The sequence below is a fragment of the Rahnella sp. WP5 genome (assembly GCF_000745615.1).
Lineage (GTDB): Bacteria > Pseudomonadota > Gammaproteobacteria > Enterobacterales > Enterobacteriaceae > Rahnella > Rahnella aceris.
Genome location: NZ_JQJR01000009.1, coordinates 82,399 through 108,734 on the forward strand (window position 1 = coordinate 82,399; position 26,336 = coordinate 108,734).

Genomic DNA, 26,336 nt, shown 5'->3' on the forward strand with positions numbered 1-26,336 from the left:
AGATTAATGCCCGGCATCGTCCGGGCGTTTTCGTGTCGTCAGAACCAGGTCGTCACCGCGCCGGTCACATCCCACTGTTCATTCACCAGCAATAACTGACGCCATTTGTCGAACGTCAGGCACGGATGGCAGATATCAAACACCAGCATGTCGCCGACTTTCAAATCCGCATCTTCCGGGATCGACATAAACGCATGCTGATCCATCATCGCGAATACTTTCCAGTCGTCAGGCGCGGGCACCACCGTGGTGTATCCGGCCTGTGTGGCGCTGCGCGGACGAAAATGTCCGGCCGCTTTCGGGTATCCGGCATCATAACCGGCATCACGTTTGCCGAACGCAATAATGGCCCTGCCCGGTTCCGGCAACGACTGCACGGCTGCCCAGACCTGCAACGCTGGCTGTAAACTGCTGTTCATTTCACGCGCCACCGGATTGCTGGTTTGCATGCGTTCCAGCGCCGCCTGATACGCGCCAACGTCATGTGTCACGTAACAACCGGAACGCAGAATGATATCCAGCACGTAGCGTTTTTCTGTATCGAGATGGGTTTCTTCCCGCGTCAGTTCCTCGGCAACCACATCGAACCAGGCGGAACCTGCACCGGTCAAAATCACCTGGGGTTCAGCAAATTCTCCGGCCTGCGCCAGCGCTTCGGTACGTGTCATCACGTGACGCAGGAAGCTGCGGATCACCGCTTCATCATTGCTCACGCCTTCATAAAGCTCGACGCCGACCAGCGCCAGTGACTGCGGCCAGCGCTTCACCGCCGCCAGTACGTCGGCTTCCTGTTGTTCGGTGCGAATACCGGTGCGCCCGCCCGTTATGCCGTACTCAAACATCACCCGCAGTTTCTGCCGCTGGCTGGCAAAATAGTGCCCGAGCGCATCGGCGTTCTCAGCAGAATCCACGATGCAGGTAAAATCAAATGCCGGGTCATCACGCAGCAACCCGGCAATGATCGCCATGTTGCCTTTCCCCACCAGCTGATTCGCCATGATCACTTTGCGCACACCGTGCCGGAACGCGGCATTAACCTGCGGTGCCGTTGCCAGCGTGATGCCCCATGCGCCGAATTCCAGCTGCATCTGATACAACTCAGGGCTCATGGTGGTTTTGCCGTGCGGTGCCAGTTTGAGCTGATAACGCTGGATAAATTCACGCATCCAGGAAAGGTTGTGTTCGATTCTCTCTTCGAGCAGCACCGCCACCGGCAGGCTGACGTCTTCACGCAGGATATTCCAGCCCTGTTCACGGATATCGCGCATGCGCGCACCGTCACTCAGCGGCCCCAGCCCTTTCGTTTGCGTATTAACCGGCTGCTGTGAAAAATCGATCTCTGACATACGTGTTTTCTCATTGGCGAATGTCTTTAAAACCTAACGTAAAACCGAGGGAAATAAAATACAAAAACCGGCGCAGGCTGGGCCTGAACACCGGTTTTATATCCTGAGTGCTGTCGGTTAAAGCTTTTGCGATAACTTAATAGTGGCGGCAATATTTCGTGCTGATTTACGCAAGTTGTCTGCGGCGTTTTTCAGGGCATCATCGAGCGTACAAATGCTGTAGAGCACGCTGAAAACAGCATCCAGACCATGGTCGTAAACGACATCAACATCTTTTGTCAGACTGCCGGCAATACCAATCACGGGCTTGTTGTAACGTTTAGCCACCCGTGCCACACCAATTGGCACTTTGCCATTGATGCTCTGACTGTCAATCCGCCCTTCACCGGTAATCACCAGCGTGGCATCTTTCACCAGTTCATCCAACCCCAGCGCATCGGTGACGATCTCAATGCCCTGGCGCAGTTCGGCATGACAGAACCCGTAAAGTGCCGCTCCCATGCCACCGGCAGCACCGGCTCCGGGAACATGCTCAACGTCGATACCCAGATCCTGTTTGATCACCCGGGCGTAATGATGCAGATAGCCGTCGAGCTGTTCGATCATCTCCGGTGTTGCCCCTTTTTGCGGGCCGAAGATGGCAGAAGCTCCGTCCTTGCCGGTCAGCGGATTCGTGACGTCACAGGCCACTTCAAAGCGGCATGTTTTAATTCGCGGATCCAAACCGCTGATATCAATGTGGTGCAGTTTTTCCAGCTCACCTCCGCCCTGACCAATAGATTTGCCATCTTTGGTCAGCAACTTCGCGCCCAGCGCCTGCATCATGCCAGCGCCACCATCGTTGGTCGCACTGCCGCCAATCCCGATAATGCAATGTTTTACGCCGTGGCCGAGAGCAGAATGGATCAATTCCCCTGTACCATACGACGTGGTTTTCAGCGGATTACGTTGCGCCGGAGGAACACTTTCCAGCCCACTGGCCGCCGCCATTTCGATGAAAGCGATTTTCTCATCACCTGAAAGGCCAAAAAACGCTTCAAGCGGGGTGCCCAGTGGTCCGGTGACGTTCACCTTCACCACACGCCCACCGGTAGCCGCCACCATGGCCTCCACCGTGCCTTCGCCGCCATCGGCAACCGGCAACTTGACGTACTCTGCCTCGGGGAAAATCTCACGGAACCCACTCTCGATGGCTTTTGCCACATCCAAAGCAGACAAACTTTCTTTGTATGAATCCGGTGCGATCACTATTTTCATAAAGTCATTACCTTCATAAACTGCACGCGCCGATGTGGAAAAGCGTCCTGTCAGTTTTGCATCCTGCCTGAAGGGCCGCGCGCCAGCCGTGTTCATTCAGCGCCGCGCGTCCGCCGCAGACTAACGGGTAACTTCAACCTTCGCTAAGGTTTCATAATAGCGTGCAATAGCGCTATGGTCAGATTGCCCGTGACCATCCGCTTTCAATGCCTGCATCATTTCCATGACCAGCGAGGTCAGAGGCAGTTGTGCGCCGACGCTGTGTGAGGTGTCCAGTGCGTTCGCTAAATCTTTGATGTGTAAATCAATACGGAAGCCCGGTTTGAAGTTGCGATCCATCACCATCGGCGCTTTCGCTTCCAGCACGGTACTGCCTGCCAGACCACCACGAATTGCCTGGAAAACCAGATCCGGATCCACGCCCGCTTTGGTTGCCAGCACCAGTGCTTCTGACATCGCCGCAATGTTCAGCGCCACAATCACCTGGTTCGCCAGCTTGGTCACGTTGCCCGCACCAATATCACCGGTATGCACCACCGAACCTGCCATGGATTTCATGATTTCATAGCATTTATCAAACACGGCTTTGTCGCCACCCACCATCACGGACATGGTGCCGTCGATGGCTTTTGGTTCACCACCGGAGACCGGCGCATCGAGCATCGCGATTTGTTTAGCGGCCAGCGCCTCACTGATTTCACGACTTGCCAGCGGCGCGATAGAACTCATGTCGATGAAAATGGTGCCCGGACGAGCGCCTTCAATCAGACCATTTTCGCCCAGCGCCACGTCTCTCACTTGCGGCGAGTTTGGCAGCATGGTGATGATCACATCAGAAACCGCAGCCACCGCTTTTGGTGTGTCTGCGGCTGTCGCGCCGAGTTGGACAATTTCGCCGACGGTATCCTGATTGCGGTCCATAACGACCAGCTCGTAACCTGCTTTCAGCAGGTTTTTGCTCATAGGCTTGCCCATGATGCCTAAACCAATAAAGCCAATTTTCATTCGGGTATCCTCTTTGTATTGATGTAATGAGAGCGGATCACTGGGTGAAACGATCGCATAGCGCCTGTGTGCCTGCACGGAAAACGCCTAAATCACTGCCAACCGCCACGAAGGTCGCGCCCCACTCCAGATAACGGCGCGCATCCGCTTCAACCGGTGCCAGAATACCGCTCGGTTTGCCATGCGCTTTTGCACGCGCAAAAATGTGACGGATAGCGGCCTGCACGTCCGGGTGTCCGGCGTTGCCCAGATGCCCCATGCCTGCGGCCAGATCACTCGGGCCGACGAAAATGCCATCGATGCCATCAACGGCAGCAATCGCGTCCAGATTATCGACGCCCTGCTGGCTTTCGATTTGCACCATCACCGCGATGTTGTCATTGATACTGTTGAAGTAATCCGGCACGGTGCCGAACATGTTGCTGCGGTGGGAAACGGAAACGCCGCGGATCCCGGCAGGCGGATAACGGGTAGAAGCAACGGCCAGCTCAGCCTGTTCCTGAGTTTCCACAAACGGCACCAGGAAATTGTAGAAACCGATATCCAGCAGACGTTTAATCACCACCGGATCGTTGAATTGCGGACGAACTACCGGCGCGCTGCGGCTGCCTTTCAGCGCCATCAGCTGCGGCACAAAAGTGCTAACATCGTTTGGCGCGTGTTCGCCGTCGAGCAGCAGCCAGTCAAAACCTGCGAGGCCAAGCACTTCGGTTGAGATCGGGCTGGATAATGCTGACCAACAGCCAATCAGGGTTTTCCCTTGCAATAAGTCCTGGCGGAACCGGTTTGGAATCATTTGATTACTCATATCTGACCTCATAAAAGGGGGCAGAGCCGGGATGCCCGGATTACCCCGCATCGCAATTTACTATTTCTTAAGTTCCAGACGTTTGATATCGCCGACCACCAGCAGATAGCAAAGCATCGCCATCAGTGCTGAACAGCCCACAAAAATTAATGCCATATTGAAAGAATGCAGACCTTTCACGATGTAGCCGATCACCAGCGGCGTCACGATGGAGGCCACGTTACCGAACACGTTGAAGATGCCGCCGCACAGGCCGATGACTTCTTTTGGCGCAGTATCCGCAATCACCGGCCAGCCGAGCGCTCCGAAACCTTTACCGAAGAACGCCAGCGCCATCAGGGTGACGACCAGTACGTTATTGTCCGTGTAATTACACAAAATGATGCTGGTGGCTAATAACATGCCCAGCACGATAGGAATTTTACGCGCCACGGTCAGCGAGTAGCCGCGTCTGATCAGAAAATCTGAGAACACGCCCCCCAGCACACCGCCCGCAAAACCACACAGCGCAGGAATTGCGGCAATCATCCCCACTTTAAGAATAGACATGCCCTTTTCCTGAACCAGATAAATCGGGAACCAGGTCAGGAAGAACCACGTAATACTGTTAATGAAATACTGTCCGAAGAAGATCCCAAGCATCATGCGGCTGCTCAGCATCTGACGAACGTAGCTCCATTTCGGGCCACTTTTCGCGCTGTCCGTTTTCTTGTGGTCGATATCAACAACGGCACCGCCGTCTGTCAGATACTCCAGCTCACTTTTAGAAATATGTGGATGTTCCGGCGGGTTGTGAATGAATTTGATCCACACCAGCGTCAGCACAAAACCCAGCACGCCCATCACGATGAAAACATGTTCCCAGCCCCAGGCATAAGTCAGCCAGCCCAGCAAAGGCGAAAACAGTGCCAGTGAGAAATACTGTGCGGAGTTAAAAATCGCGGAAGCCGTGCCGCGTTCAGTGGTCGGGAACCAGGCAGCCACAATACGGGCGTTCGCCGGAAACGATGGAGCTTCGGAGAAACCGAGCATGAAACGCAACATGAACAGCGTCAGTGCGCCGTACGCCAGCGGGAACCAGCCCACAAAACCCTGCAACAGGGTGAACAGCGACCAGAAGAACAGGCTGTAGGTGTACACTTTTTTGGAGCCAAATCTGTCCAGCAGCCAGCCGCCGGGCAATTGCATAATCAGATAAGCCCAGCCGAACGCGGCAAAGATTTGTCCCATGTCGGCAGCATCCAGGCCCAGCTCACGCGCGACCTCGGTTCCCGCGATAGAGAGCGTGGCGCGGTCAGCGTAATTCACCGCCGTGATTAAAAAGATAATCAGCAAAATATAGTAACGGATATGAGTCCGTACCTTACTTTGCGCGATTGTCCCGGACTGAGATTGAATGTTCATGGTGCCCCTCATTGTCATAATGCGAAAATTTTTCAGGGAGCTCACCGTTATTGAAATAACGTTTTTCGTTCACCTGTGGTTATTCGCCGCACAGCGTCTTAATTCGAAACAGGCAATAAACACTTTATTTATGATCGCCTGAAATTTACCTGTATTACTTTCAACGTCACCTTCAGAGGGCCAATACAGTATAAAAAGGAGGCCACGAAATAACACTGTGCATTCGCCCAAGAATAGCCCCGTTGATTGTGACTATTCTTTTGCATCCACACATCGGTGTGGGAGGAGAATCACAGATTGTGTGGAACCGATAACCGCTCAAATCAAAGGGTGATTTACATCACATTTATTCTGTCACCTGCCACACAGAATGACGTTCATCGGGCAAAAAGCTGGTCAGTTGCACAATGAGGTTGCCGGAAGACTGCCTTATAATGGATGCCATACCCTGTATTACCAGAGCATGTTTACAAGAACATTATTGAGCGTCAACTTCAGATAATTTACCGGAATTTTTTTCCGGGATGTTTAATAAACGCGGAGACAGTTATGTCACGTAATAAAGATAAAGAACACGCTACCGAAGCGCTTTTTATTAAAGTTCATGAAAGCGATAACGTGGCGATTATTGTGAATGACAACGGCTTAAAAGCCGGCACCCGATTTGCGAATGGTCTGGAATTAATTGAGCATATTCCGCAAGGCCATAAAGTGGCGTTAGAACCCATTGCTAAAGGCGGCGATATTATTCGTTACGGAGAAGTCATTGGTTATGCCGTACGGGATATCGCGCAGGGCAGCTGGATTGATGAATCCCTGGTGGAATTACCGGTCGCCCCTGAACTTTACAGCCTGCCGCTGGCCACCCGTGTGCCACCCGCGCTGCCACCACTCGAAGGCTATACCTTTGAAGGCTACCGCAATGCCGACGGCAGCGTCGGCACCAAAAATCTGCTGGGAATCACCACCAGTGTGCACTGCGTGGCGGGCGTAGTGGATTACGTAGTGAAAATCATTGAACGTGATTTGCTGCCGAAATTCCCCAACGTCGACGGTGTCGTGGCACTGAATCATTTGTACGGTTGCGGTGTGGCGATTAACGCCCCTGCGGCCATTATCCCGATCCGTACCATCCACAATCTGGCGCTGAACCCGAACTTTGGCGGCGAAGTCATGGTGGTCGGTCTGGGCTGTGAGAAGCTGCAACCCGAGCGCCTGCTGGAAGGCACGCCGGATGTGCAGGCGATTTCACTCGATGACACGCACATTGTGCGTTTGCAGGATGAGCAACATGTCGGTTTCCAGTCGATGGTTGACGATATCCTGACGGTCGCACAATTTCATCTGGAACGCCTGAACCGCCGCCAGCGCGAAACCTGTCCGGCTTCCGATCTGGTTGTGGGCACACAATGCGGCGGCAGTGATGCCTTCTCCGGTGTCACCGCCAACCCGGCAGTCGGTTACGCTTCGGATTTGCTGGTGCGCTGCGGTGCAACAGTGATGTTTTCAGAAGTCACAGAAGTGCGCGACGCTATCCATCTGCTGACACCGCGTGCAGCGGACGTCGACGTGGGTAAACGTCTGCTGGAAGAAATGGCCTGGTACGATAATTATCTGTCGCTGGGTCAGACCGACCGCAGCGCCAACCCGTCTCCGGGCAACAAAAAAGGCGGTCTGGCTAACGTGGTTGAAAAAGCCCTGGGTTCGATTGCTAAATCCGGTACCAGTGCGATTTCAGAAGTGTTGTCTCCGGGACAACGTCCGACCAAAAAAGGCCTGATTTACGCCGCCACACCTGCCAGCGATTTCGTCTGCGGGACACAGCAACTGGCTTCCGGTATTACCGTTCAGGTATTCACCACCGGACGCGGTACGCCATATGGCCTGCTTGCCGTGCCGGTGATTAAAATGGCAACACGTACCACGCTGGCAAACCGCTGGCACGATCTGATGGATATCAATGCCGGGACAATTGCGACCGGTGATGCCACCATCGAGGATGTGGGCTGGGAACTGTTCCATTTCATTCTGGACATCGCCAGCGGTCGCAAGAAAACCTGGTCAGACACCTGGGGCATCCATAATGCGCTGGCGGTGTTTAACCCGGCGCCGGTGACCTGAGTTACCGTTTTGCAGATAAACGAAAGGCCAGCAATGCTGGCCTTTTTTGTGCGTCTGATTTAATTCACAACTTACTGCGCCGCAGCGGCACCGGTTTGTTCTGCACCCACCAGCCCGACTTTCAGGTAACCGGCTTTACGCAAGTTATCCATCACGCTCATCAGCGTTTCGTAATCGACACTTTTGTCCGCGCGGAAGAAAATCGTACTCTGCTTGTTACCCTGAGTACGCTGATCCAGCATCGCGGTCATATTATCGCTGTTCACGGGCGTGTCGCCGAGGAACAGTTGCTTGTCAGCTTTCACCGACAGGAAGATCGGTTTCTCCGGACGCGGCTGCTGTTTTGCCGTCGAAGCCGGTAAATCCACCCGCACATCTACGGTGGCCAGCGGTGCCGCCACCATGAAGATGATCAGCAATACCAGCATGACGTCGATAAAAGGCGTGACGTTGATGTCATGCATTTCACCACTTTCGTCGATATCGTCGTTTAACCGAATAGCCATAATCTGTTCTTACCCTACGCGTAACTGACCTGTCTGACCGCGTGGCGCATTGCCTTCGCTGGCAGCCAGATCCAAATCACGGCCCTGTAACAGGATAATCTGCGCCGCCACATCGCCTACCTGATGACGGTAAGAGGTGATGGTACGGGCGAAAATGTTGTAGATGACCACCGCAGGGATGGCTGCAACCAGACCCACAGCCGTGGCCAGTAAGGCTTCGGCGATACCCGGTGCGACGACCGCCAGATTGGTAGTCTGCGTCTGTGCGATACCGATGAAGCTGTTCATGATGCCCCACACGGTACCGAACAGACCGACGAAGGGAGAGATTGCCCCGATGGTCGCCAGAATACCGTTGCCACGGCCCATGTAACGACCCGCGGCGCTGACGCGGCGCTCAAGGCGAAAACCGGTACGCTCTTTAATGCCGTTGTTGTCAGTCGATCCGGCAGACAGTTCCAGCTCGTTCTGCGCATCGCGGATCATCTGCGCGCTGATGCTGCTGGCAGCGAAACTTTCAGCCTGCTCGGCGGCTTCGTCCAGCGTACGAACGGAGGACAACGCATCAAATTCACGGCGCATACGGCGTTTGCCCGTGAAGACTTCCGCACCCTTGCTGAATAACAATGCCCAGGTGACTACAGAAGCCAGCAGCAGACCGATCATGACGGTCTTCACCACCACATCAGCGTGATGGTACATGCCCATAACAGACAAATCGGTTGGGATCACGGGTGCCGTCTCTGCTGGCGCGGGTTGCATCACCGGAGCTGGCGTTGCGTCACCGGTCGCCGGTGCGTCAGCCGTTGCAGGTTGAGTTGCTGCAGAATTGACGGCTTGTCCCGCCGGCGTCGCAGGTGCAGCCATCGCGTTGCCGCTCAGACCAGCAACCAACATTAACGACATCAGTAATGAGGTCGCCTCTTTCATCTTATTGCGAGCCGTTTTCACGCGTCGCCTCCAGCCAGAATCAGTGTGTAGAAGGAATGAATAACGCCGAATGATATCAAAGAAAAAGGCCTAATTGATAGTCGTTCTCATTATTATTTACATTGTCCCGCCTGCCGCCCGACGTGTCATTGACAGATGACAAGGTTTTTCCTGTTTGTACAAAGGTTGAACAATTTAACCTCCGTCACACTTTCAAAAAAAATCACACAGTAAATCAATCATCTGAGCTTCATTACTCAAGTTAAAACAATGTTTTAAATATTAAGCAACAGCTTTTTACATTTGTTACGAGTTTGTGATAACGCTCAAATACCGCACAACAAAAAATAGGATAAGGTGCATTCACTGGCGAAGACCTCACACCGGCACGTCATGCATCCCTATCATTTAAAAGCTTATTCAGACATTTTTCAAAATGAACCGGCAACGCCTCTGCGCCCGTCCTGTTCGATACTTGTTTACATTTATCTTTCCCTTACCGAGTACCCTGGAGACAAACTGATGAAAATGCAAAAAGCACTTCTCAGCCTTTGCCTGAGTTCCGCGACCCTCTTATTTACGCATGGCGTGTCAGCACAAACGCTGAAAGCCGCCGACGTGCATCCGCAAGGCTATCCCAACGTGGTCGCCGTCCAGCACATGGGCGAAAAACTGCAAAAGCAAACAGACGGACGCCTCGAAATTAAAACGTTTCCGGGCGGCGTGCTGGGAGATGAAAAGCAGGAAATTGAACAGGCGCAGCTCGGTGCGCTGGATATCATCCGTGTGTCGATGACGCCGGTTGCTTCGATTTTGCCAGAAATTAATGTCTTCACCCTGCCCTATATTTTCCGCGACGAAGACCATATGCACAAAGTGCTCGACGGTCAGATCGGTAAAGAAATCGGCGATAAAATCACCAACAACCCGAATTCGCGACTGGTTTTTCTCGGCTGGATGGATGGCGGGACGCGTAACCTGATCACCAAAAAACCGGTGGTGAAACCGGAAGATTTGCACGGCATGAAAATCCGCGTACAGGGCAGTCCGATTGCGCTGGCAACGCTGAAAGCGATGGGTGCCAATCCGGTGGCGATGGGCGTCAGTGAAGTGTTCAGCGGCATGCAGACCGGCGTCATCGACGGCACCGAAAACAACCCGCCAACCTTTGTCGCCCATAACTACCTGCCGGTAGTGAAAAACTATACCTACAGCCGCCATTTCATCATCCCGGAGCTGTTCCTGTATTCAAAAGTGAAATGGGACAAACTGAAACCGGAAGACCAGCAGTTAATCCTCAAACTGGCGAAAGAAGCACAGGACGAACAGCGCGAGCTGTGGAAAGCCTATAACGAGAAAGCCCTCGCCACGATGAAAGCGGGCGGCGTGAAATTCTATGAGATTGACCCCGCGACGTATGTCAAAGCCACGCAATCCGTGCGCGATGAATTCGGCAAAGACCATCAGGATCTGATGCAGCAAATCGCTGACGTGAAGTAAACCCTGACACCGGCAGCCTGCGGGCTGCTTCTTTCTGATCTTTCGCCGGGGGATTTATGGTTTCGAGTTATCACACCCTGATGGACATTCTTTACCGCTGCGCGATGTGGATCGCGGGCATCGCGTTGCTGCTGATGGTGGCGGTGATCCCGGTTGGGATCTTTGCCCGTTACGTGATGAACAGCGCCCTGTCGTGGCCGGAGCCGATCGCGATTATGTGCATGGTGACATTCACCTTTATCGGAGCCGCTGTCAGTTACCGCGCTGGTTCACACATCGTCGTTGCGATGGTCACTGACCGCCTGCCACCTGCGCTGAAAAAATTTTCTGCCCTGCTGGCTGACCTGATGATGCTCGCCATCAGCGTGTTTATTTTCTGGTACAGCCTGCAATTGTGCAGTGAACTCTGGCAACAGCCGGTGGCGGAATTCCCGCTGCTGACCGCCGGACAAACCTATCTGCCGCTACCTATAGGTTCTGCACTGACGTTGTTATTCATCATTGAGCAGATCATTGCCGGCCCGCAACATCAGCGGCCTGTGGTGATGCTGGGCAATTCTGACGCCTGACCGGAGCCTGTTATGGATGCATTAATCTTGTTGTTAACGCTGGCGGTGATGCTGGCGATTGGCGTGCCGGTCGCTTACGCCGTCGGGCTGAGCGCGCTGGCAGGAGCCTGGTGGATTGACCTGCCGTTTGAAGCGCTGATGATCCAACTGACCAACGACGTGAACAAATTTTCACTGCTGGCGATCCCGTTCTTTATTCTGGCGGGCGCGATCATGGCTGAGGGAGGGATCGCCCGCCGGCTGGTCAGTTTTGCCTACATCTTTGTCGGGTTTATCCGCGGCGGGCTGTCGCTGGTGAACATTGTGGCCTCGACATTTTTTGGCGCGATCTCCGGTTCTTCCGTGGCGGATACCGCATCGATCGGGTCGGTGATGATCCCGGAAATGGAGAAGAAAGGCTATCCGCGTGACTTTGCGGCGGCGGTAACCGCCAGCGGCTCGGTACAGGCGATCCTGACGCCACCCAGCCACAACTCGGTGATTTACTCGCTGGCGACCGGCGGTACGGTGTCGATTGCCGCGCTGTTCATCGCCGGTATTTTGCCCGGTTTACTGCTCAGCCTGACGCTGATGGTGATGTGCGTGGTGTTTGCTCACAAACGCGGTTACCCGAAAGGTGAGCGCGTGCCGTTCCGCCAGGCGCTGAAGATTTTTATCGACACGCTGTGGGGGCTGATGACCATCGTGATCATCATGGGCGGCATTCTCAGCGGGATATTTACCGCGACGGAATCCGCAGCGATCGCGTGTTTGTGGTCATTCTTCGTCACCATGTTTATCTACCGCGATTACAAGTGGAGCGAACTACCGAAACTGATGTATCGCACGGTGAAAACCGTCAGCATCGTGATGATCCTGATAGGGTTTGCCGCCAGTTTTGGCGCAGTCATGACTTACATGCAGTTGCCGATGCGCATCACCGAATTCTTCACCTCGATCTCTGACAACAAGTACGTGATCCTTATGTGGATCAACATCATGCTGCTGGTGATCGGCACACTGATGGACATGGCGCCGATCATCCTGATCCTGACGCCGGTGCTGTTGCCGGTGGTGTTATCGCTCGGCATCGACCCGGTGCATTTCGGCATGATCATGCTGGTGAATCTGGGGATTGGCCTGATCACCCCGCCGGTCGGCTCGGTGCTGTTTGTGGCCAGCGCGGTGAGTAAACAGAGCATCGAAAAAGTGGTGAAAGCCATGCTGCCGTTCTACTGCGTGCTGTTCGTGGTGCTGATGCTGGTGACCTATATTCCGACCATTTCGCTGTTCCTGCCCAAACTGTTTGGCGTTTATACCGGCTGATGCCCAAAACTCGTTTCTCCCTTGCCCGTCGTGACGACGGGCTTTTTTTTGGCCGTGCTGCTGAAATTTTCTCATCCACCCGCCAAAAGCCTGATCCCTGAAATTCATCATGTTAAGTTAATGACATATCGGCGGATGCAGAGAGCACCGCGCTATAAAACAGGGTGAAATACGGATTATGTCGTCTAAGAAAATTGAAACCGCGCTGGTCAGCGCCGGACGGGACAAGAAATTCACGCAGGGTTCAGTGAATGCCGTGATCCAGCGCGCCTCATCGCTGGTGTTTGAAACCGTGGCGGATAAAAAACACGCCACCGCTAACCGCGCCAACGGCGAACTATTTTACGGTCGTCGTGGCACCCTGACGCATTTCTCATTCCAGGAAGCGATGGTGGAGCTGGAAGGCGGCGCAGGTTGCGCGCTGTATCCTTGTGGCGCGGCGGCAGTCAGTAACGCCGTACTCTCATTTGTCAGCAGTGGCGACCACATTCTGGTGGCCGGTTCAGCCTACGAACCGACGCAGGATTTCTGCGAAAAAGTGCTGAAAAAACTCGGCGTATCCACCACCTATTTTCCGGCCAATATCGGCGCGGGGTTAGGTTCGCTGATGCAACCCAACACCAGAGTGGTGTTCCTGGAATCGCCGGGTTCAATCACCCTGGAAGTCCCGGACATTCCGGCGATGGTGAAAGCCGTGCGGGCCGTGAATCCGGACATCGTCATCATGATCGACAACACATGGGCGGCGGGCATTCTGTTTAAAGCGCTGGAATTCGATATCGATATTTCGATTCAGGCAGGCACCAAATATATCGTCGGTCATTCTGATGCGATGATTGGCACCGCCGTTTCTAATGAACGTTGCTGGGAGCAACTGCGGGAACACTCATATCTGATGGGCCAGATGGTCGATGCTGATACCGCGTATGTGGCCAGCCGCGGTTTACGCACCATGGGCGTGCGGCTGAAACAGCATGCAGAAAGCAGTCTCCGCATTGCGCGGTGGCTGGCAGAGCGGCCGGAAGTGGCGGTGGTCAACCATCCGGCATTACCCGGCAGCAAAGGCCATGAATTCTGGAAACGTGATTTCACCGGCAGTTGCGGCCTGTTCTCTTTCGTGCTGAAACAGCGCCTGAGCAAACAGCAACTTTCCGACTATCTCGATCACTTCGCACATTTCAGCATGGCCTATTCCTGGGGCGGTTTTGAATCACTGGTTTTAGCCAATCAGCCGGAAGAAATTCAGGCTATCCGCCCGGCGGAAACCGTCGACTTTACCGGCACGCTGGTTAGATTACATATCGGGCTGGAAAACTGTGACGATCTGATCGCCGATCTTTCAACAGCCTTTGAACGGATTGCGACATCCTGAACCGCACAGATTGCGACACACCGCGCAGATCGGTAAGGTGTGTGACGTATTTTCGTTCGCAAAATGAGAATAATCTGTAAGCTCTACTTTTAGCTCCGGTAAATTTACGCCGGAGCATTCTGTCTTTTTCACAGTGTCCTCAGATCAACGTCTTCCGGCGCAAATCGCGGTACACTGGCAAGTGACAGTTTTTAATGAACAGAAACAGGACAGAATATGGCAGTTATTTGCGACATTTTTCATGCGCTCTGGCGACATGATTTTATTATGCTCGCCGACCCGAAACTTCTCTGGGTTATTTACGCTGTTCTGTTCGCCACGCTTTTTCTCGAAAACGGGCTGCTTCCCGCCGCTTTCCTGCCCGGCGACAGCTTATTGCTGCTGACCGGCGCGCTTATCGCCAAAGGCGTCATGAGCTTCTTCCCGACCCTGATTATCCTGGTGACCGCTGCCAGCCTGGGCTGCTGGCTGAGCTATATTCAGGGGCGCTGGCTCGGACATACCCGCTTGGTAAAAGGCTGGCTGTTACAGCTTCCGGCGCATTATCATCAGCGCGCACATCAGATGTTTACCCAACACGGGCTGATGGCTTTACTGGTGGGCCGTTTTCTGGCGTTTATCCGCACCCTGCTGCCGACGATGGCGGGCATCTCCGGTCTGAACAATGCCCGCTTCCAGTTCTTCAACTGGCTGAGCGCCATTTTGTGGGTCGGCGGAGTGATCACCATCGGTTTTGCGCTGAGCCACATTCCGGTGGTTAAACGCCATGAAGATCAGGTCATGGCGGGGCTGATGATTTTACCGGTTCTGTTGCTGGTGATGGGGCTGGCTGGCGGACTGGTGGTGGTGTGGAAGAAACGCAAATGCCGGGCCTGAACACGCAGTTCAGGCTTTAAACGCCACATCCGCTAACGCAAGCACACCGGAACTCCCTTCGCGCAGACGTGCCATCTCATCACTCGGCGTGACGCCAAAATAGCGCTTAAATTCACGACTGAATTGTGACGCGCTTTCATACCCGACCTGCAGTGCCGCCACACTGGCTTTCACACCATCAAAAATCATCAGCGTACGCGCGCGGTGCAGGCGATAGGTTTTCAGATACTGCAGTGGCGACGTGCTGGTCACGGCTTTGAAGTTATGGTGAAACGCAGAAATACTCATGTTCACTTCGCTGGCCAGCGCTTCCACACTAAGATTGTCGGCGTACTGCGCTTCAATCCGGCGCAGGGATTTAGCAATCTGGCTGAAATGGGTATGACGGTTGACCAGCGCCTGTAACGCCCCGCCATTTTCGCTGGTCAGAATAAAGAACAGGATTTCGCGGATGATCTTCGGCCCCAGAATGCGGGCATGCAGCGGTTTATCCATCACATCCAGCAGACGCTCTGTGGCACACAGAATATCGCCATCCAGCACGCCGGAGTTGATACCGGTTGAAGGTTCTTTCTGACGCACCACGCTTTCGTCGCCCATATCCATCAGTAAATCCTGCAACATCAGGTTATCAATACTGATCTGGATACCGGCCAGCGGCTCTTCGGGGCTGCTGAACGTTTCACATTCGAAAGGCAACGGCACGGTCAGCATCAGATAATTGTGCGGATCGTAGGAAAAGGTTTTCTTGCCCAGATAACCGACTTTGCGTCCCTGAAAAAGGATCACGATGCCGGGATTGTACAAAACCGGCTGGCGCGGATGGTAACGCGTGGTGTACATCAGCGTCACCTGCGGTACCGCCGACGGCATCAGGTTTTTATCTCCGCTGAGCCGGGCGACTCTGGCTGCCATGCGGGTGCACAGGCTGTTCACGTTTTCCATCATTCCGCTCCACACATTCATTAAACTGACATTGATTTTGCCATAACACCCTACGTTCCTACAGAGAGAAGCAGAATCAGGCAAGACTCTCGCAGAAATGGGCATCATCCTGTTGCGCATTTTCTCTTACAGTTAATGTCGCCTTCCGCAGGGGGACACACCTGCATAAACGCGATGAACTGCTAGTCTGTATGAACGCACTTTTGATTCGCTGATCGTGAGCGACCTTCGTTCGCCGATTCATTTTTCTGATAACTTCTTATTTCAATTCATTATTTGTCTAACCCGAAAGTTCGGAGGATTGTATGTCTGCACCTGTTGCTGCTGAAAACACCTTTAACGCCTGGGCCGCTGCCGGCCCGAACCAGCCACTGGAAGCATTTGCTTTCGACGCAGGTCCGATTGGCGATGAAGAAATTGAAGTCGCGATTGATTACTGCGGCGTCTGTCATTCAGATCTGTCTATGCTCAATAATGACTGGGGTATCACGCAGTATCCGTTCGTACCAGGCCATGAAGTGGTCGGTAAAATCGTCAAAATAGGTAATCATGCGCAAAACAAAGGGCTGAAAGTCGGCCAGATTGTCGGCGTGGGCTGGAACCGTGGCAGTTGCATGCATTGCCATCCTTGTATGTCCGGCGATCAGCACCTTTGTCATGACGTGGAAGCCACCATCATCGGCCATCACGGCGGCTTCGCTGACCGCATCCGCAGCCACTGGGCGTGGGCGATCCCGCTGCCGGAAGGCGTGGATATCACCAGCGCCGGTCCGCTGTTCTGTGGCGGTATCACCGTCTTCAACCCGCTGCTGCAGTTTGGCGTACTGCCAACTCACCGCGTCGGTGTGATTGGCATCGGCGGTTTAGGTCATATGGCGCTGCGCTTCCTGAATGCATGGGGCTGCGAAGTCACCGCCTTTACGTCATCACTGGCTAAACGTGACGAAGCGATTTCACTTGGCGCGCACCGCGTTATCGCCACCCGAGACAGCGAAGAACTGAAGAAAATCGCCGGTCAGCTGGACTTTATTATGGTGACCGCCAATGCCTCGCTGGACTGGGACGCCATTCTCGGCGCGCTGGCACCCAAAGGCCGTCTGCACTTTGTGGGGGTGGTGCCCGAAGCCGTACCGCTGCATGTGATGGCGCTTATCAGCAAACAGGCAGAAATTTCCGGTTCACCGACCGGTGCCCCTTCCCGTCTTGCCGACATGCTGGCGTTCTGCGCCCGTCATGGCATTACCCCGCAGGTTGAGCACTTCCCGCTGAGTAAAATCAATGACGCGGTGGAGCATCTGCATGAAGGGAAAGCGCGCTACCGCGTGGTACTGGATATGCATGCTTAGGTATTTTTTACACTTAAAATAAGTAGCCTGCTCAGCAAGATGCCGTTTCGTTAACTAGACTTAACGTCAATCCCTACACGGTGCCCGTGCATTCCGGCGGGCACTCTGCCCTGAAAGGAGAAACTCATGGCAACGCAACCCATCATCAAACTTCACGATGGCAATCTGATGCCTCAGTTAGGACTTGGCGTATGGAAAGCCAGTAATCAGGAAGCCACCAGTGCGGTGAAAACGGCGATTGAAACCGGCTATCGCCACATCGATACCGCCGCCATCTACAAAAATGAGGAAGGCGTCGGCGAAGCAATTGCTGCTAACCTTGTTCCGCGTGAAGAGCTGTTTATTACCACTAAGCTGTGGAATGACGATCAGCTAAACGCGCCACAGGCGCTGGAAACCAGCCTTAAAAAGCTGAAAACTGATTATGTCGACTTGTACCTGATCCACTGGCCACAACCGGCCCAGGGGCATTACGTCGATGCCTGGAAAGCCCTGCTGAAACTCAAAGAGCAAGGGTTGGCGAAAAGTGTCGGCGTGTGTAATTTCCCGCTGCAACACTTACAGAAGCTGAAAGACGAAACCGGTATTTTCCCTGCTGTGAATCAGATTGAGTTACACCCGCTGATGCAACAGCGCCAGTTGCACACCTGGAATGCCACCCACACCATCGCCACTGAATCCTGGAGCCCGCTGGCGCAGGGCGGCGAAGGGGTATTTGATCAGCCGCTGATCCAGAAACTGGCAGAAAAATATGACAAAACACCTGCGCAGATTGTCATCCGCTGGCATCTGGATAACGGACTGATTGTTATCCCGAAATCGGTGACACCTAAACGTATTCGTGAAAACTTCGACGTGTTTGACTTTAAACTGGAGAAGGAAGAACTGGCGGAAGTCACCAAGCTGGATAAAGAGCACCGTCTGGGGCCGGATCCGGAAAAAGGCCTGTAAGCCATTCAGTCAATGTCATAACGCAAAAACCCGCCATGGCGGGTTTTTTATGTAGCAGAACAACGTTACATCGACGGCTGAACCAGCATATTTCCCGCTGAACCACGGTCAGCCAGTTCCAGCGCTCCGCTGCGGTAGACAAACGGGAAATGCTCATAGGAAGGCTGATTGAAATACACCAGTAATTCGACATCGCCATCCACCCAGACCGTGTCTTTGAATCCGGCATCTTCCACCAGCGGTGCCGCACCGTTGACGCTTTTCACCAGGAAGGACACGCCTTCTGCATGGAATGTCTGCGGCATGTCCGCATGAACGGTCCAGCGTTCCCATGTGCCCTGTTGCGCAGTCAGGTCGATACGGTTGATATCCCACATCGCGCCGTTGATTCCCGGCTCACTGTCACCGAGACGCAAATCACGGGTGCGGACAACGTTACCGGAGAGGATCTGATCGGCCAGCAAACGCATCGGCAGATTATCCGTCACCAGCGGCAACAAGCCGGTCGGTTTCAGCGTCAACACGATCGTCGACACCAGAATGCTCGAGGGTTCAAACAGGCCACGCAGTCTGTCCATCACGCCTGCGGCTTCACCGGCAGTAATCGACACTTCTTCGCCCTGCGACATATCCACCAGCACTTCGCGGCGTTCTCCCGGTCCGAGCGACAGACGTTTAACAGTCATAGGCGCAGGCAGAAAACCAAGATCGGAAGCCACGACGTGAAACGCGCGGTTATCAGTCATGCTCAGTTCGTAACGGCGGGCATTCGATGCATTCAGCAGGCGCAGACGCACCCAGCCTCGCGAAACCTCGACATAAGGACTTTGCACACCGTTTACCAGCATGGTGTCACCGAAGAACCCGCCTGAAGCTGGCGTGTCATATTGCGGCACACCGAACCCATCCAGACGCTTGTCCTGAATGATAATCGGGAAATCATCCACGCCGTAGTGATTCGGTAACGGCAGATTCTTGCTGACTTCATCCTCAACAATCCACATCCCCGCCAGCCCGTTATAAACGTGTGGCGCCATGCGGTTGGGGGTATTGGCGTGATACCAGCAGGTGGCCGCCGCCTGACGAATAGGCAATACCGGAGACCAGTCCACGCCTGGCTGCATCAGACGCGCTGCGCCACCGGTTAACGTTCCTGGTTCAAGCAGGCCGCTGACGGTCATAGAAACCGGTTCAGCCAGCCGGTTGCTGTAAATAAGTTTGACGTCATCGCCGCTGTGCACTTTGACGGTCGGACCGAGGTACATGCCATTAATGCCCCAGACCGGTGCCTTTGCGCCACCCAGGAATGACCAGTGCGCGGCCTGCAACGTCAGAAACAGCGGTTGCCCGCGGCGCGATTCAAGCAACGGGGGAACAGGTAATGCCGGTTGCGAACCACTCGCTTCTGCTTTTAAAGGCAGAGCACCTGCGGCAAGAGCCACGCCGGAGGCTTGCAGGAACGAGCGACGACTGAGTGACATATCTTCTCCATGAAAACGAACCATAAACTGTATTGAACGCCGCCGCCATCAATGGCAGCGGGAAGAATCCCCGTCATACTTCAGGCTGCGGGTGCGTTGGCAGCTCGAATTATTTAGTGGATTTATAAATAGTATTATTTTTTTGCGGCGGCTTCGCGCTGTGCCACTTCGGCATCCAGCTCGGCGATTTTGTCCGCCATGATCTGACGGCAATGCTCGGACAATTCACGCAGGCGTTCTTTGGTGTAACCACTGGTGTCGATCGGTGGCAAAATTTCGACAATCACCAGCCCGTTAGACCAGCGGTTTAATTTCACCTTGTTGCTGGTGTTCGATACACAAATCGGCACAATCGGCACGCCGGCAGCAATCGCCGCATGGAAAGCGCCTGTTTTGAATGGCATCAGGCCACGACCACGGCTGCGGGTACCTTCCGGAAACATCCAGATCGACAGATTCTTTTTCTTAATCTGGGCCACAACCTGAGAAATAGTACCGTGCGCTTTGGCGCGATTATCACGGTCAATCAGCAGGTTGCCCGTCAGCCAGTAAAGCTGACCAAAGAACGGGATCCAGGCCAGGCTTTTTTTGCCCACGGTGACCGTACCGGGCATGACGACGGACGAAGCCGTCACCATGTCGTAATTGTTTTGATGGTTGGCAATATAAATACAGTTACCATTATTCACGGCTTCTGCAGGAATACGTTTTTCAACACGAAGACCAAATACCGGTGCCAGACGACCAAACAGCTTACCGAAAGTCGACACATGTTTCGGGTTCCGCGGACTGAAAAGACAGTAGATGCAACCAAAGACACTAACCAGAATCGAGTAAATCACCACGATAATCAGACGCAAAATAAATAACATAACATCCTCTTAAAACTACAGCCGAAGCCGGTAAGAAACCTGTGCAGTTTCGCTCCCTGTGCGGTGAACTATTCTCAAGCCTCATTCAACACGGCACAACGGTTTTATTAATACAAATGTAAAATCTTTGCACTGCGCGGCAGTCTCAGGCCACTGAATTCCATCGAAAGATTTCAGGGCACAAATGTGCCCTGACTTTTGCCGATTAACAGCGGTCTTATTCTTCGCTGTCACCGCCGCTGATGCGAACAGGTGAATCGACTTCAACACGATCGATACGTTGCAGCCCGCGCGGCAGAAGCGTTCCTTTGCGGCCACGTTCGGCACGGAATTTCTGCAGGTCTTCCGGACGGAGAACCAGCTTACGTTTACCGACATGCAACGTGATCGACGTTTGCGGTGGCAGAACCAGCAACCACGCCAGTTTATCTTCGCCACTGGCCGCCTGCGCTGCCGGAATTGAAACAATTTTGTTACCCTTGCCTTTCGACAACTGTGGCAGATCCGCCACCGGGAACAGCAACATACGTCCCGCTGCAGTAATCGACAACAGCATATCGTCACTGCCATGAAGTTCCATTGGCGTGAAGGCTTTGGCGTTATCCGGCAAGGTAATCATCGCTTTACCGGCACGGTTACGGGCCACTAAATCGTTGAAAGTACAAACGAAGCCATAACCGGCATCTGATGCCATCAGCAGTTTCTGGTCGTCCGCCGCCATCAGTACGTGCTCGATGGTTGCGCCCGGCGGTGGTGTCAGTTTACCGGTCAGCGGTTCGCCCTGGCCGCGCGCAGAAGGCAGCGTGGTCGGATCGAGCGCATAACTGCGGCCGGTGGAGTCCATAAACACCACGGGCTGATTGCTCTTGCCTTTGGCCGCAGCGCGGAAACTGTCACCGGCTTTGTAACTCAGGCCGGAAGCATCGATGTCGTGGCCTTTGGCGCTGCGCACCCAGCCTGACTCTGACAACACGATGGTCACCGGCTCGGACGGAATAAAATCGTGCTCGCTCATCGCCCTGGCTTCTTCACGCTCAGTGATCGGCGAACGTCGCTCGTCACCAAAGGCTTCGGCATCTGCCTGAATCTCTTTGCGGATCAGCGTGCTGAGTTTACGTTCTGACGCCAGCAATGCCTGCAACTGATCGCGCTCTTTCGCCAGCTCATCCTGCTCACCACGGATTTTAGTTTCTTCGAGTTTCGCCAAATGGCGCAATTTCAACTCAAGGATAGCTTCTGCTTGCGTATCTGACAGTTCGAAACGCTGCATCAGTACCGGTTTCGGCTCATCTTCCGTACGGATGATGTGGATCACTTCATCGATATTAAGGAACGCGGTCAGCAAACCTTCGAGGATATGCAGGCGTTTCAGCACTTTATCAAGGCGGAAGTTCAGACGACGGCGTACGGTATCGCGGCGGTATGCCAGCCACTCCGTCAGGATCTCAAGCAGCCCTTTGACCTGCGGACGATGATCAAGACCGATCATGTTCATGTTAATGCGGTAGCTGCGTTCCAGATCGGTAGTCGCAAACAGGTGATTCATCACCTGATCCAGATCGATACGGTTGGAGCGCGGCACGACGACCAGGCGGGTCGGGTTCTCATGATCTGATTCATCACGCAGGTCTTCAACCATTGGCAGCTTTTTGGCACGCATCTGGCTGGCAATTTGCTCCAGCACTTTCGCGCCGGAAACCTGATGCGGTAGCGCAGTGATCACCGCACTGCCGTCTTCTTTGTGCCAGACCGCACGCATGCGCACCGAGCCTTTACCCGACTCGTACATTTTGCGAATTTCATTGCGCGGCGTAATGATTTCAGCTTCTGTCGGGAAATCAGGCCCCTGTACGAATTCCAGCAGATCTTCGAGCGAGCTGTTCGGTTTCTCAAGTAATGCCACCGCAGCGGCAGCCACTTCACGGATGTTGTGCGGTGGAATATCGGTCGCCATCCCGACCGCGATGCCGGTCGTACCGTTAAGCAGAATATTCGGCAGACGCGCAGGCAGCATTTTCGGCTCCTGCATGGTGCCGTCAAAGTTCGGCACATAATCAACCGTGCCCTGACCTAATTCACGTAACAGAACTTCGGCATATTTTGACAGGCGCGATTCGGTATAACGCATCGCGGCGAAGGATTTCGGGTCATCCGGCGCGCCCCAGTTTCCCTGCCCGTCAACCAGCGGATAGCGGTAAGAGAATGGCTGCGCCATCAGCACCATGGCTTCGTAGCAGGCGCTGTCGCCATGCGGATGATATTTACCCAGCACGTCACCGACGGTACGCGCGGATTTTTTGAATTTGGCGTTATTACTCAGGCCCAGCTCGGACATCGCGTAAATAATACGACGCTGCACCGGCTTGAGCCCGTCACCGATAAACGGCAGCGCGCGGTCCATGATGACGTACATGGAATAGTTGAGATAGGCGTTCTCAGTAAACGTGTGCAGAGCTAAACGTTCTGTTCCGTCATGAGTCATTTCGCTCATTGATGTTTAATCCTCAGACCCGTGGCGTTATCGTTTTGGAAATTAAGGAAGCTTGCACCCGCAGGCGCGCGATGTCCGCTGCCGCGAGGCAATGATGTTCGCGATAGTACATCATCTGCCGTATGACTGTCACAGTTGCTGTGTTCATGCTTTATTTTTAAACAGTTTTTGCACAACAAAATGGTTAAATTGCCGCGTTCTTTCTTCAATTATTGCATCTGAGTCAATAGTCTTGTGCGCAATATCACATTTTTCTGCCATGCAGAGTTCAGTACACTACGTGGTAACAGCCTGACCACCAGAATTTAAGCATTCCCGATAAGGAAAAAACCATGAGCAACATCCTGATAATCAACGCCGGTAAGACCTTTGCCCATTCCAAAGGCGCGCTGAACAACAGCCTGACCGACGTCGCCACCGGCTTTCTGCGTGACAAAGGCCACGACGTGCGCGTGACTGTTCTGGAAGACGGTTACGACGCGCAGACCGAAATCGAAAGCTATCTGTGGGCGGACGCCATCATTTATCAGCAGCCGGGCTGGTGGATGGGGATGCCATGGACACTGAAAAAATACATCGATGAAGTGTTCACAGAAGGCCACGGTAAACTGTACGCCAGCGATGGACGTACCCGTTCTGATGAATCGAAAAAATACGGTTCCGGCGGCCTGTTGCACGGCAAATGCTACATGCTGTCTGTGACCTGGAACGCACCGCTGGAAGCGTTCGAAGATAAAGAACAGTTCTTCCACGGCGTAGGCGTTGACGGCGTATACATGGCACAGCACAAAGCCAACCAGTTTATCGGCCTTGATACATTGCCAACCTTTATGTGTAACGACGTGATCAAACAACCTGATGTGGAAGGCGATTTCGCACGCTATCGTGCTCACCTTGAAAATGTATTCGGTCAGGCCTAAGGTTGAAGGTCACCCGGGAAAGAGGTTTTTATGATCACTGTTATTGCTGAAATCAAAGTAAAACCAGGCCGTCGCGATTCGGTTATAGAAAAAATTACAGCACTTCTGCCCAGCGTTCTGGCAGAGAAAGGCTGTCATCGTTATGAGCCATATGTTGATTTCAACGGCCAGATCCCCTGGCGTAAAACAGTACCTGATTCCATTTTCATGCTGGAAGACTGGGAAAGCCTGGCGCACCTCGAAGCGCATCAGCAGGCTGAGCACATGGATAAGCACCGTGAAAACATCAAAGCCGACGTGCTGGATGTGGTGATCCACATTATTGAGAAAGTCTGATTTTCTGAACATCGCTAAATTCGGAAACAAAAATGCCGGCGCTGCAAAGCGTCCGGCATTTTTTTATGGCGACGGCGAAAGGATCAGACGTCAAGTTCGGCGGTATCGCCTTTTTCCTGCAACCAGTTACGGCGATCTTCAGACCGTTTCTTCGCCAGCAGCATATCCATCATGCGCAGCGTCTGGTCGATGTCGTCCTCATCGATGGTCAGTTGCACCAGACGACGGGTGTTCGGATCGAGCGTGGTTTCGCGCAGTTGCAGCGGGTTCATTTCACCCAGACCTTTAAAACGCTGCACGTTCGGCTTGCCTTTCTTACGTTTCAGTTGCTCCAGCACGCCTTCTTTTTCCTGCTCATCCAGCGCATAGAACACTTCTTTGCCCAGATCGATACGGTATAAAGGCGGCATTGCCACATACACATGACCGCCACGCACCAGGGAGCGGAAGTGACGGACAAACAGCGCGCACAACAAGGTGGCGATGTGTAAGCCGTCGGAGTCCGCATCCGCCAGGATACAGATTTTGCCGTAACGCAGTTGCGTCAGATCTTCACTGTCCGGATCGATACCGATCGCCACAGAAATGTCGTGCACTTCCTGCGAGGCCAGCACTTCATCAGAAGAGACTTCCCACGTGTTGAGGATCTTACCTTTGAGCGGCATGATCGCCTGATATTCACGATCACGCGCCTGTTTGGCAGAACCGCCTGCGGAATCCCCTTCCACCAGGAACAATTCTGTCATGTTCAGATCTTGTGACGTGCAGTCAGCCAGTTTGCCCGGCAGCGCAGGGCCGCTGGTCAGTTTCTTACGCACAACTTTTTTTGCGGCACGCAGACGGCGCTGAGCACTGGAAATGCACAGTTCCGCCAGCTGTTCTGCCGCCTGAACGTTCTGGTTCAGCCACAGGCTGAAGGCATCTTTCACCACACCGGAAACGAAGGCCGCGCACTGACGCGAAGACAAACGTTCTTTGGTCTGGCCGGCGAATTGCGGATCCTGCATTTTTACCGACAGCACATACGCACAACGTTCCCAGATATCTTCTGCAGAAAGCTTGACGCCGCGTGGCAGAATATTGCGGTATTCGCAGAACTCACGCATGGCATCGAGCAGGCCCTGGCGCAGACCGTTAACATGTGTACCGCCCTGCATGGTTGGGATCAGGTTGACGTAGCTTTCGGTCAGCAATTCACCGCCTTCCGGCAGCCATAACAGCGCCCAGTCGACAGCTTCAGTATCACCGGCAAAATTACCGACGAACGCTTTTTCAGGCAGAGTAATCAGGCCGTTGACCGCTTCCATCAGGTAATCAGTCAGACCATCGTCATAACACCACCGTTGCTCGGTGTTATTCACTTTGTCTTTGAACAGGATTTCTACGCCAGGACACAGTACGGCCTTCGCTTTCAGCAAATGGCTGAGGCGGCTGACCGAAAAACGTGGGCTGTCGAAAAAGCTGCCGTCAGGCCAGAAATGAACGCTGGTTCCGGTGTTGCGTTTGCCGCAGGTACCGGTGACGTGCAGATCCTGCACTTTATCGCCATTTTCAAACGCCATTTCATACACTTCGCCACCGCGTTTTACCGCCACTTCGACGCGTTTTGATAAGGCGTTAACCACCGAAATCCCCACGCCATGCAGGCCGCCGGAGAACTGGTAATTTTTGTTGGAGAATTTACCGCCCGCGTGCAGACGGCAGAAGATCAGCTCGACCGCCGGAACGCCTTCTTCCGCGTGGATATCCACCGGCATGCCGCGACCGTCATCAATGACTTCGAGAGACTGGTCTTCGTGAAGGATCACTTCGATGCGTTTGGCGTGGCCAGCTAATGCTTCATCCACGCTGTTATCAATAACTTCCTGGCCGAGATGGTTTGGCCGGGTTGTATCGGTGTACATGCCCGGACGGCGGCGCACCGGTTCGAGTCCGCTGAGGACCTCTATGGAATCCGCGTTATAAGTTGATTGGCTCATCGTTGATTATTCGTGG

At 53.7% G+C, this 26,336-nt stretch carries 22 protein-coding genes; 10 read left to right on the top strand and 12 right to left on the bottom strand.

Going from position 1 to position 26,336, the window contains the following annotated elements:
- Positions 1-38: 38 nt before the first annotated feature.
- The 5 genes from EX31_RS07970 to EX31_RS07990 all read right to left on the bottom strand — a co-directional run bounded on the left by EX31_RS07970 (position 39) and on the right by EX31_RS07990 (position 5,820).
- Positions 39-1,346 carry an amino acid deaminase gene (locus EX31_RS07970; protein WP_037034160.1) on the bottom strand — a complete coding sequence of 436 codons (1,308 nt, stop codon included), beginning with the start codon at positions 1,344-1,346 and terminating at the stop codon, positions 39-41.
- A 117-nt stretch (positions 1,347-1,463) separates the two neighbouring features.
- Positions 1,464-2,603, bottom strand: a complete 1,140-nt coding sequence (locus EX31_RS07975; RefSeq protein ID WP_013573988.1) for a glycerate kinase — start codon at positions 2,601-2,603, stop codon at positions 1,464-1,466.
- Positions 2,604-2,723: 120 nt separating this feature from the next.
- Complete coding sequence (gene garR, locus EX31_RS07980) at positions 2,724-3,662, bottom strand: 2-hydroxy-3-oxopropionate reductase (protein WP_255347858.1); 939 nt, start codon at positions 3,660-3,662, stop codon at positions 2,724-2,726.
- Positions 3,646-4,416 (bottom strand): 2-dehydro-3-deoxyglucarate aldolase, encoded by a 771-nt coding sequence (gene garL / locus EX31_RS07985; RefSeq protein ID WP_013573986.1) that lies wholly within the window; start codon positions 4,414-4,416, stop codon positions 3,646-3,648. The genes garR and garL overlap by 17 nt, the downstream gene beginning before the upstream one ends.
- Before the next feature lie 60 nt (positions 4,417-4,476).
- Positions 4,477-5,820 (bottom strand): MFS transporter, encoded by a 1,344-nt coding sequence (locus tag EX31_RS07990; protein WP_015689387.1) that lies wholly within the window; start codon positions 5,818-5,820, stop codon positions 4,477-4,479.
- Between the two features lie 549 nt (positions 5,821-6,369).
- Between EX31_RS07990 and garD the strand changes: the two genes are divergently transcribed.
- The gene (garD, locus tag EX31_RS07995) at positions 6,370-7,941 is read left to right on the top strand and encodes a galactarate dehydratase (RefSeq protein ID WP_013573984.1); all 1,572 of its coding nucleotides are present in this window, start codon (positions 6,370-6,372) and stop codon (positions 7,939-7,941) included.
- Positions 7,942-8,012: 71 nt separating this feature from the next.
- On the opposite strand, the gene exbD is transcribed toward garD, so the two are convergent.
- On the bottom strand, positions 8,013-8,447 hold the full coding sequence (exbD, locus tag EX31_RS08000; RefSeq protein ID WP_013573983.1) for a TonB system transport protein ExbD: 435 nt from the start codon (positions 8,445-8,447) through the stop codon (positions 8,013-8,015).
- A 9-nt stretch (positions 8,448-8,456) separates the two neighbouring features.
- Positions 8,457-9,377, bottom strand: coding sequence for a tol-pal system-associated acyl-CoA thioesterase (gene exbB, locus EX31_RS08005; protein ID WP_191996295.1), 921 nt, complete (start codon positions 9,375-9,377; stop codon positions 8,457-8,459).
- 522 nt (positions 9,378-9,899) lie between these two features.
- On the opposite strand from exbB, the gene EX31_RS08010 reads away from it, so the two are divergent.
- From EX31_RS08010 to EX31_RS08030, 5 genes are all read left to right on the top strand, one after another.
- Positions 9,900-10,877, top strand: a complete 978-nt coding sequence (locus EX31_RS08010; RefSeq protein ID WP_013573981.1) for a TRAP transporter substrate-binding protein — start codon at positions 9,900-9,902, stop codon at positions 10,875-10,877.
- Between the two features lie 56 nt (positions 10,878-10,933).
- On the top strand, positions 10,934-11,446 hold the full coding sequence (locus EX31_RS08015; protein WP_013573980.1) for a TRAP transporter small permease: 513 nt from the start codon (positions 10,934-10,936) through the stop codon (positions 11,444-11,446).
- 12 nt (positions 11,447-11,458) lie between these two features.
- Positions 11,459-12,751, top strand: coding sequence for a TRAP transporter large permease (locus EX31_RS08020; RefSeq protein ID WP_037034162.1), 1,293 nt, complete (start codon positions 11,459-11,461; stop codon positions 12,749-12,751).
- Positions 12,752-12,929: 178 nt separating this feature from the next.
- Positions 12,930-14,123 (top strand): cystathionine beta-lyase, encoded by a 1,194-nt coding sequence (gene metC, locus EX31_RS08025; RefSeq protein WP_037034164.1) that lies wholly within the window; start codon positions 12,930-12,932, stop codon positions 14,121-14,123.
- A 216-nt stretch (positions 14,124-14,339) separates the two neighbouring features.
- Positions 14,340-14,999 carry a DedA family protein gene (locus EX31_RS08030; protein ID WP_013573977.1) on the top strand — a complete coding sequence of 220 codons (660 nt, stop codon included), beginning with the start codon at positions 14,340-14,342 and terminating at the stop codon, positions 14,997-14,999.
- Positions 15,000-15,008: 9 nt separating this feature from the next.
- Here EX31_RS08030 and EX31_RS08035 read toward each other — a convergent pair whose 3' ends face one another.
- A complete protein-coding gene (locus EX31_RS08035) occupies positions 15,009-15,944 on the bottom strand; it encodes an AraC family transcriptional regulator (protein WP_037034165.1) in 936 nt (311 codons plus the stop codon).
- Between the two features lie 305 nt (positions 15,945-16,249).
- Here EX31_RS08035 and EX31_RS08040 point away from each other — a divergent pair, with 305 nt between their 5' ends.
- Together EX31_RS08040 and dkgA are read left to right on the top strand one after the other, a co-directional pair.
- Positions 16,250-17,290 (top strand): NADPH-dependent aldehyde reductase Ahr, encoded by a 1,041-nt coding sequence (locus tag EX31_RS08040; RefSeq protein ID WP_013573975.1) that lies wholly within the window; start codon positions 16,250-16,252, stop codon positions 17,288-17,290.
- Positions 17,291-17,416: 126 nt separating this feature from the next.
- Complete coding sequence (dkgA, locus tag EX31_RS08045) at positions 17,417-18,241, top strand: 2,5-didehydrogluconate reductase DkgA (RefSeq protein WP_013573974.1); 825 nt, start codon at positions 17,417-17,419, stop codon at positions 18,239-18,241.
- A gap of 65 nt (positions 18,242-18,306) precedes the next feature.
- Here the strand turns inward: dkgA and ftsP are convergent, their stop codons facing one another.
- The 3 genes from ftsP to parC form a co-directional block, all read right to left on the bottom strand.
- Positions 18,307-19,722, bottom strand: a complete 1,416-nt coding sequence (gene ftsP / locus EX31_RS08050; protein WP_013573973.1) for a cell division protein FtsP — start codon at positions 19,720-19,722, stop codon at positions 18,307-18,309.
- Between the two features lie 134 nt (positions 19,723-19,856).
- Positions 19,857-20,594 carry a 1-acylglycerol-3-phosphate O-acyltransferase gene (locus EX31_RS08055; RefSeq protein WP_013573972.1) on the bottom strand — a complete coding sequence of 246 codons (738 nt, stop codon included), beginning with the start codon at positions 20,592-20,594 and terminating at the stop codon, positions 19,857-19,859.
- A gap of 217 nt (positions 20,595-20,811) precedes the next feature.
- A complete protein-coding gene (gene parC / locus EX31_RS08060; RefSeq protein WP_037034166.1) occupies positions 20,812-23,085 on the bottom strand; it encodes a DNA topoisomerase IV subunit A in 2,274 nt (757 codons plus the stop codon).
- 332 nt (positions 23,086-23,417) lie between these two features.
- Between parC and EX31_RS08065 the strand changes: the two genes are divergently transcribed.
- Both EX31_RS08065 and EX31_RS08070 read left to right on the top strand, forming a co-directional pair.
- Positions 23,418-24,005, top strand: coding sequence for an NAD(P)H-dependent oxidoreductase (locus EX31_RS08065; protein ID WP_037034167.1), 588 nt, complete (start codon positions 23,418-23,420; stop codon positions 24,003-24,005).
- Between the two features lie 30 nt (positions 24,006-24,035).
- On the top strand, positions 24,036-24,341 hold the full coding sequence (locus EX31_RS08070) for a putative quinol monooxygenase (RefSeq protein ID WP_013573969.1): 306 nt from the start codon (positions 24,036-24,038) through the stop codon (positions 24,339-24,341).
- A gap of 83 nt (positions 24,342-24,424) precedes the next feature.
- On the opposite strand, the gene parE is transcribed toward EX31_RS08070, so the two are convergent.
- Positions 24,425-26,320: a DNA topoisomerase IV subunit B gene (gene parE, locus EX31_RS08075; protein WP_013573968.1), complete on the bottom strand. Its 1,896-nt coding sequence runs from the start codon at positions 26,318-26,320 to the stop codon at positions 24,425-24,427.
- Between the last annotated feature and the right edge of the window lie 16 nt (positions 26,321-26,336).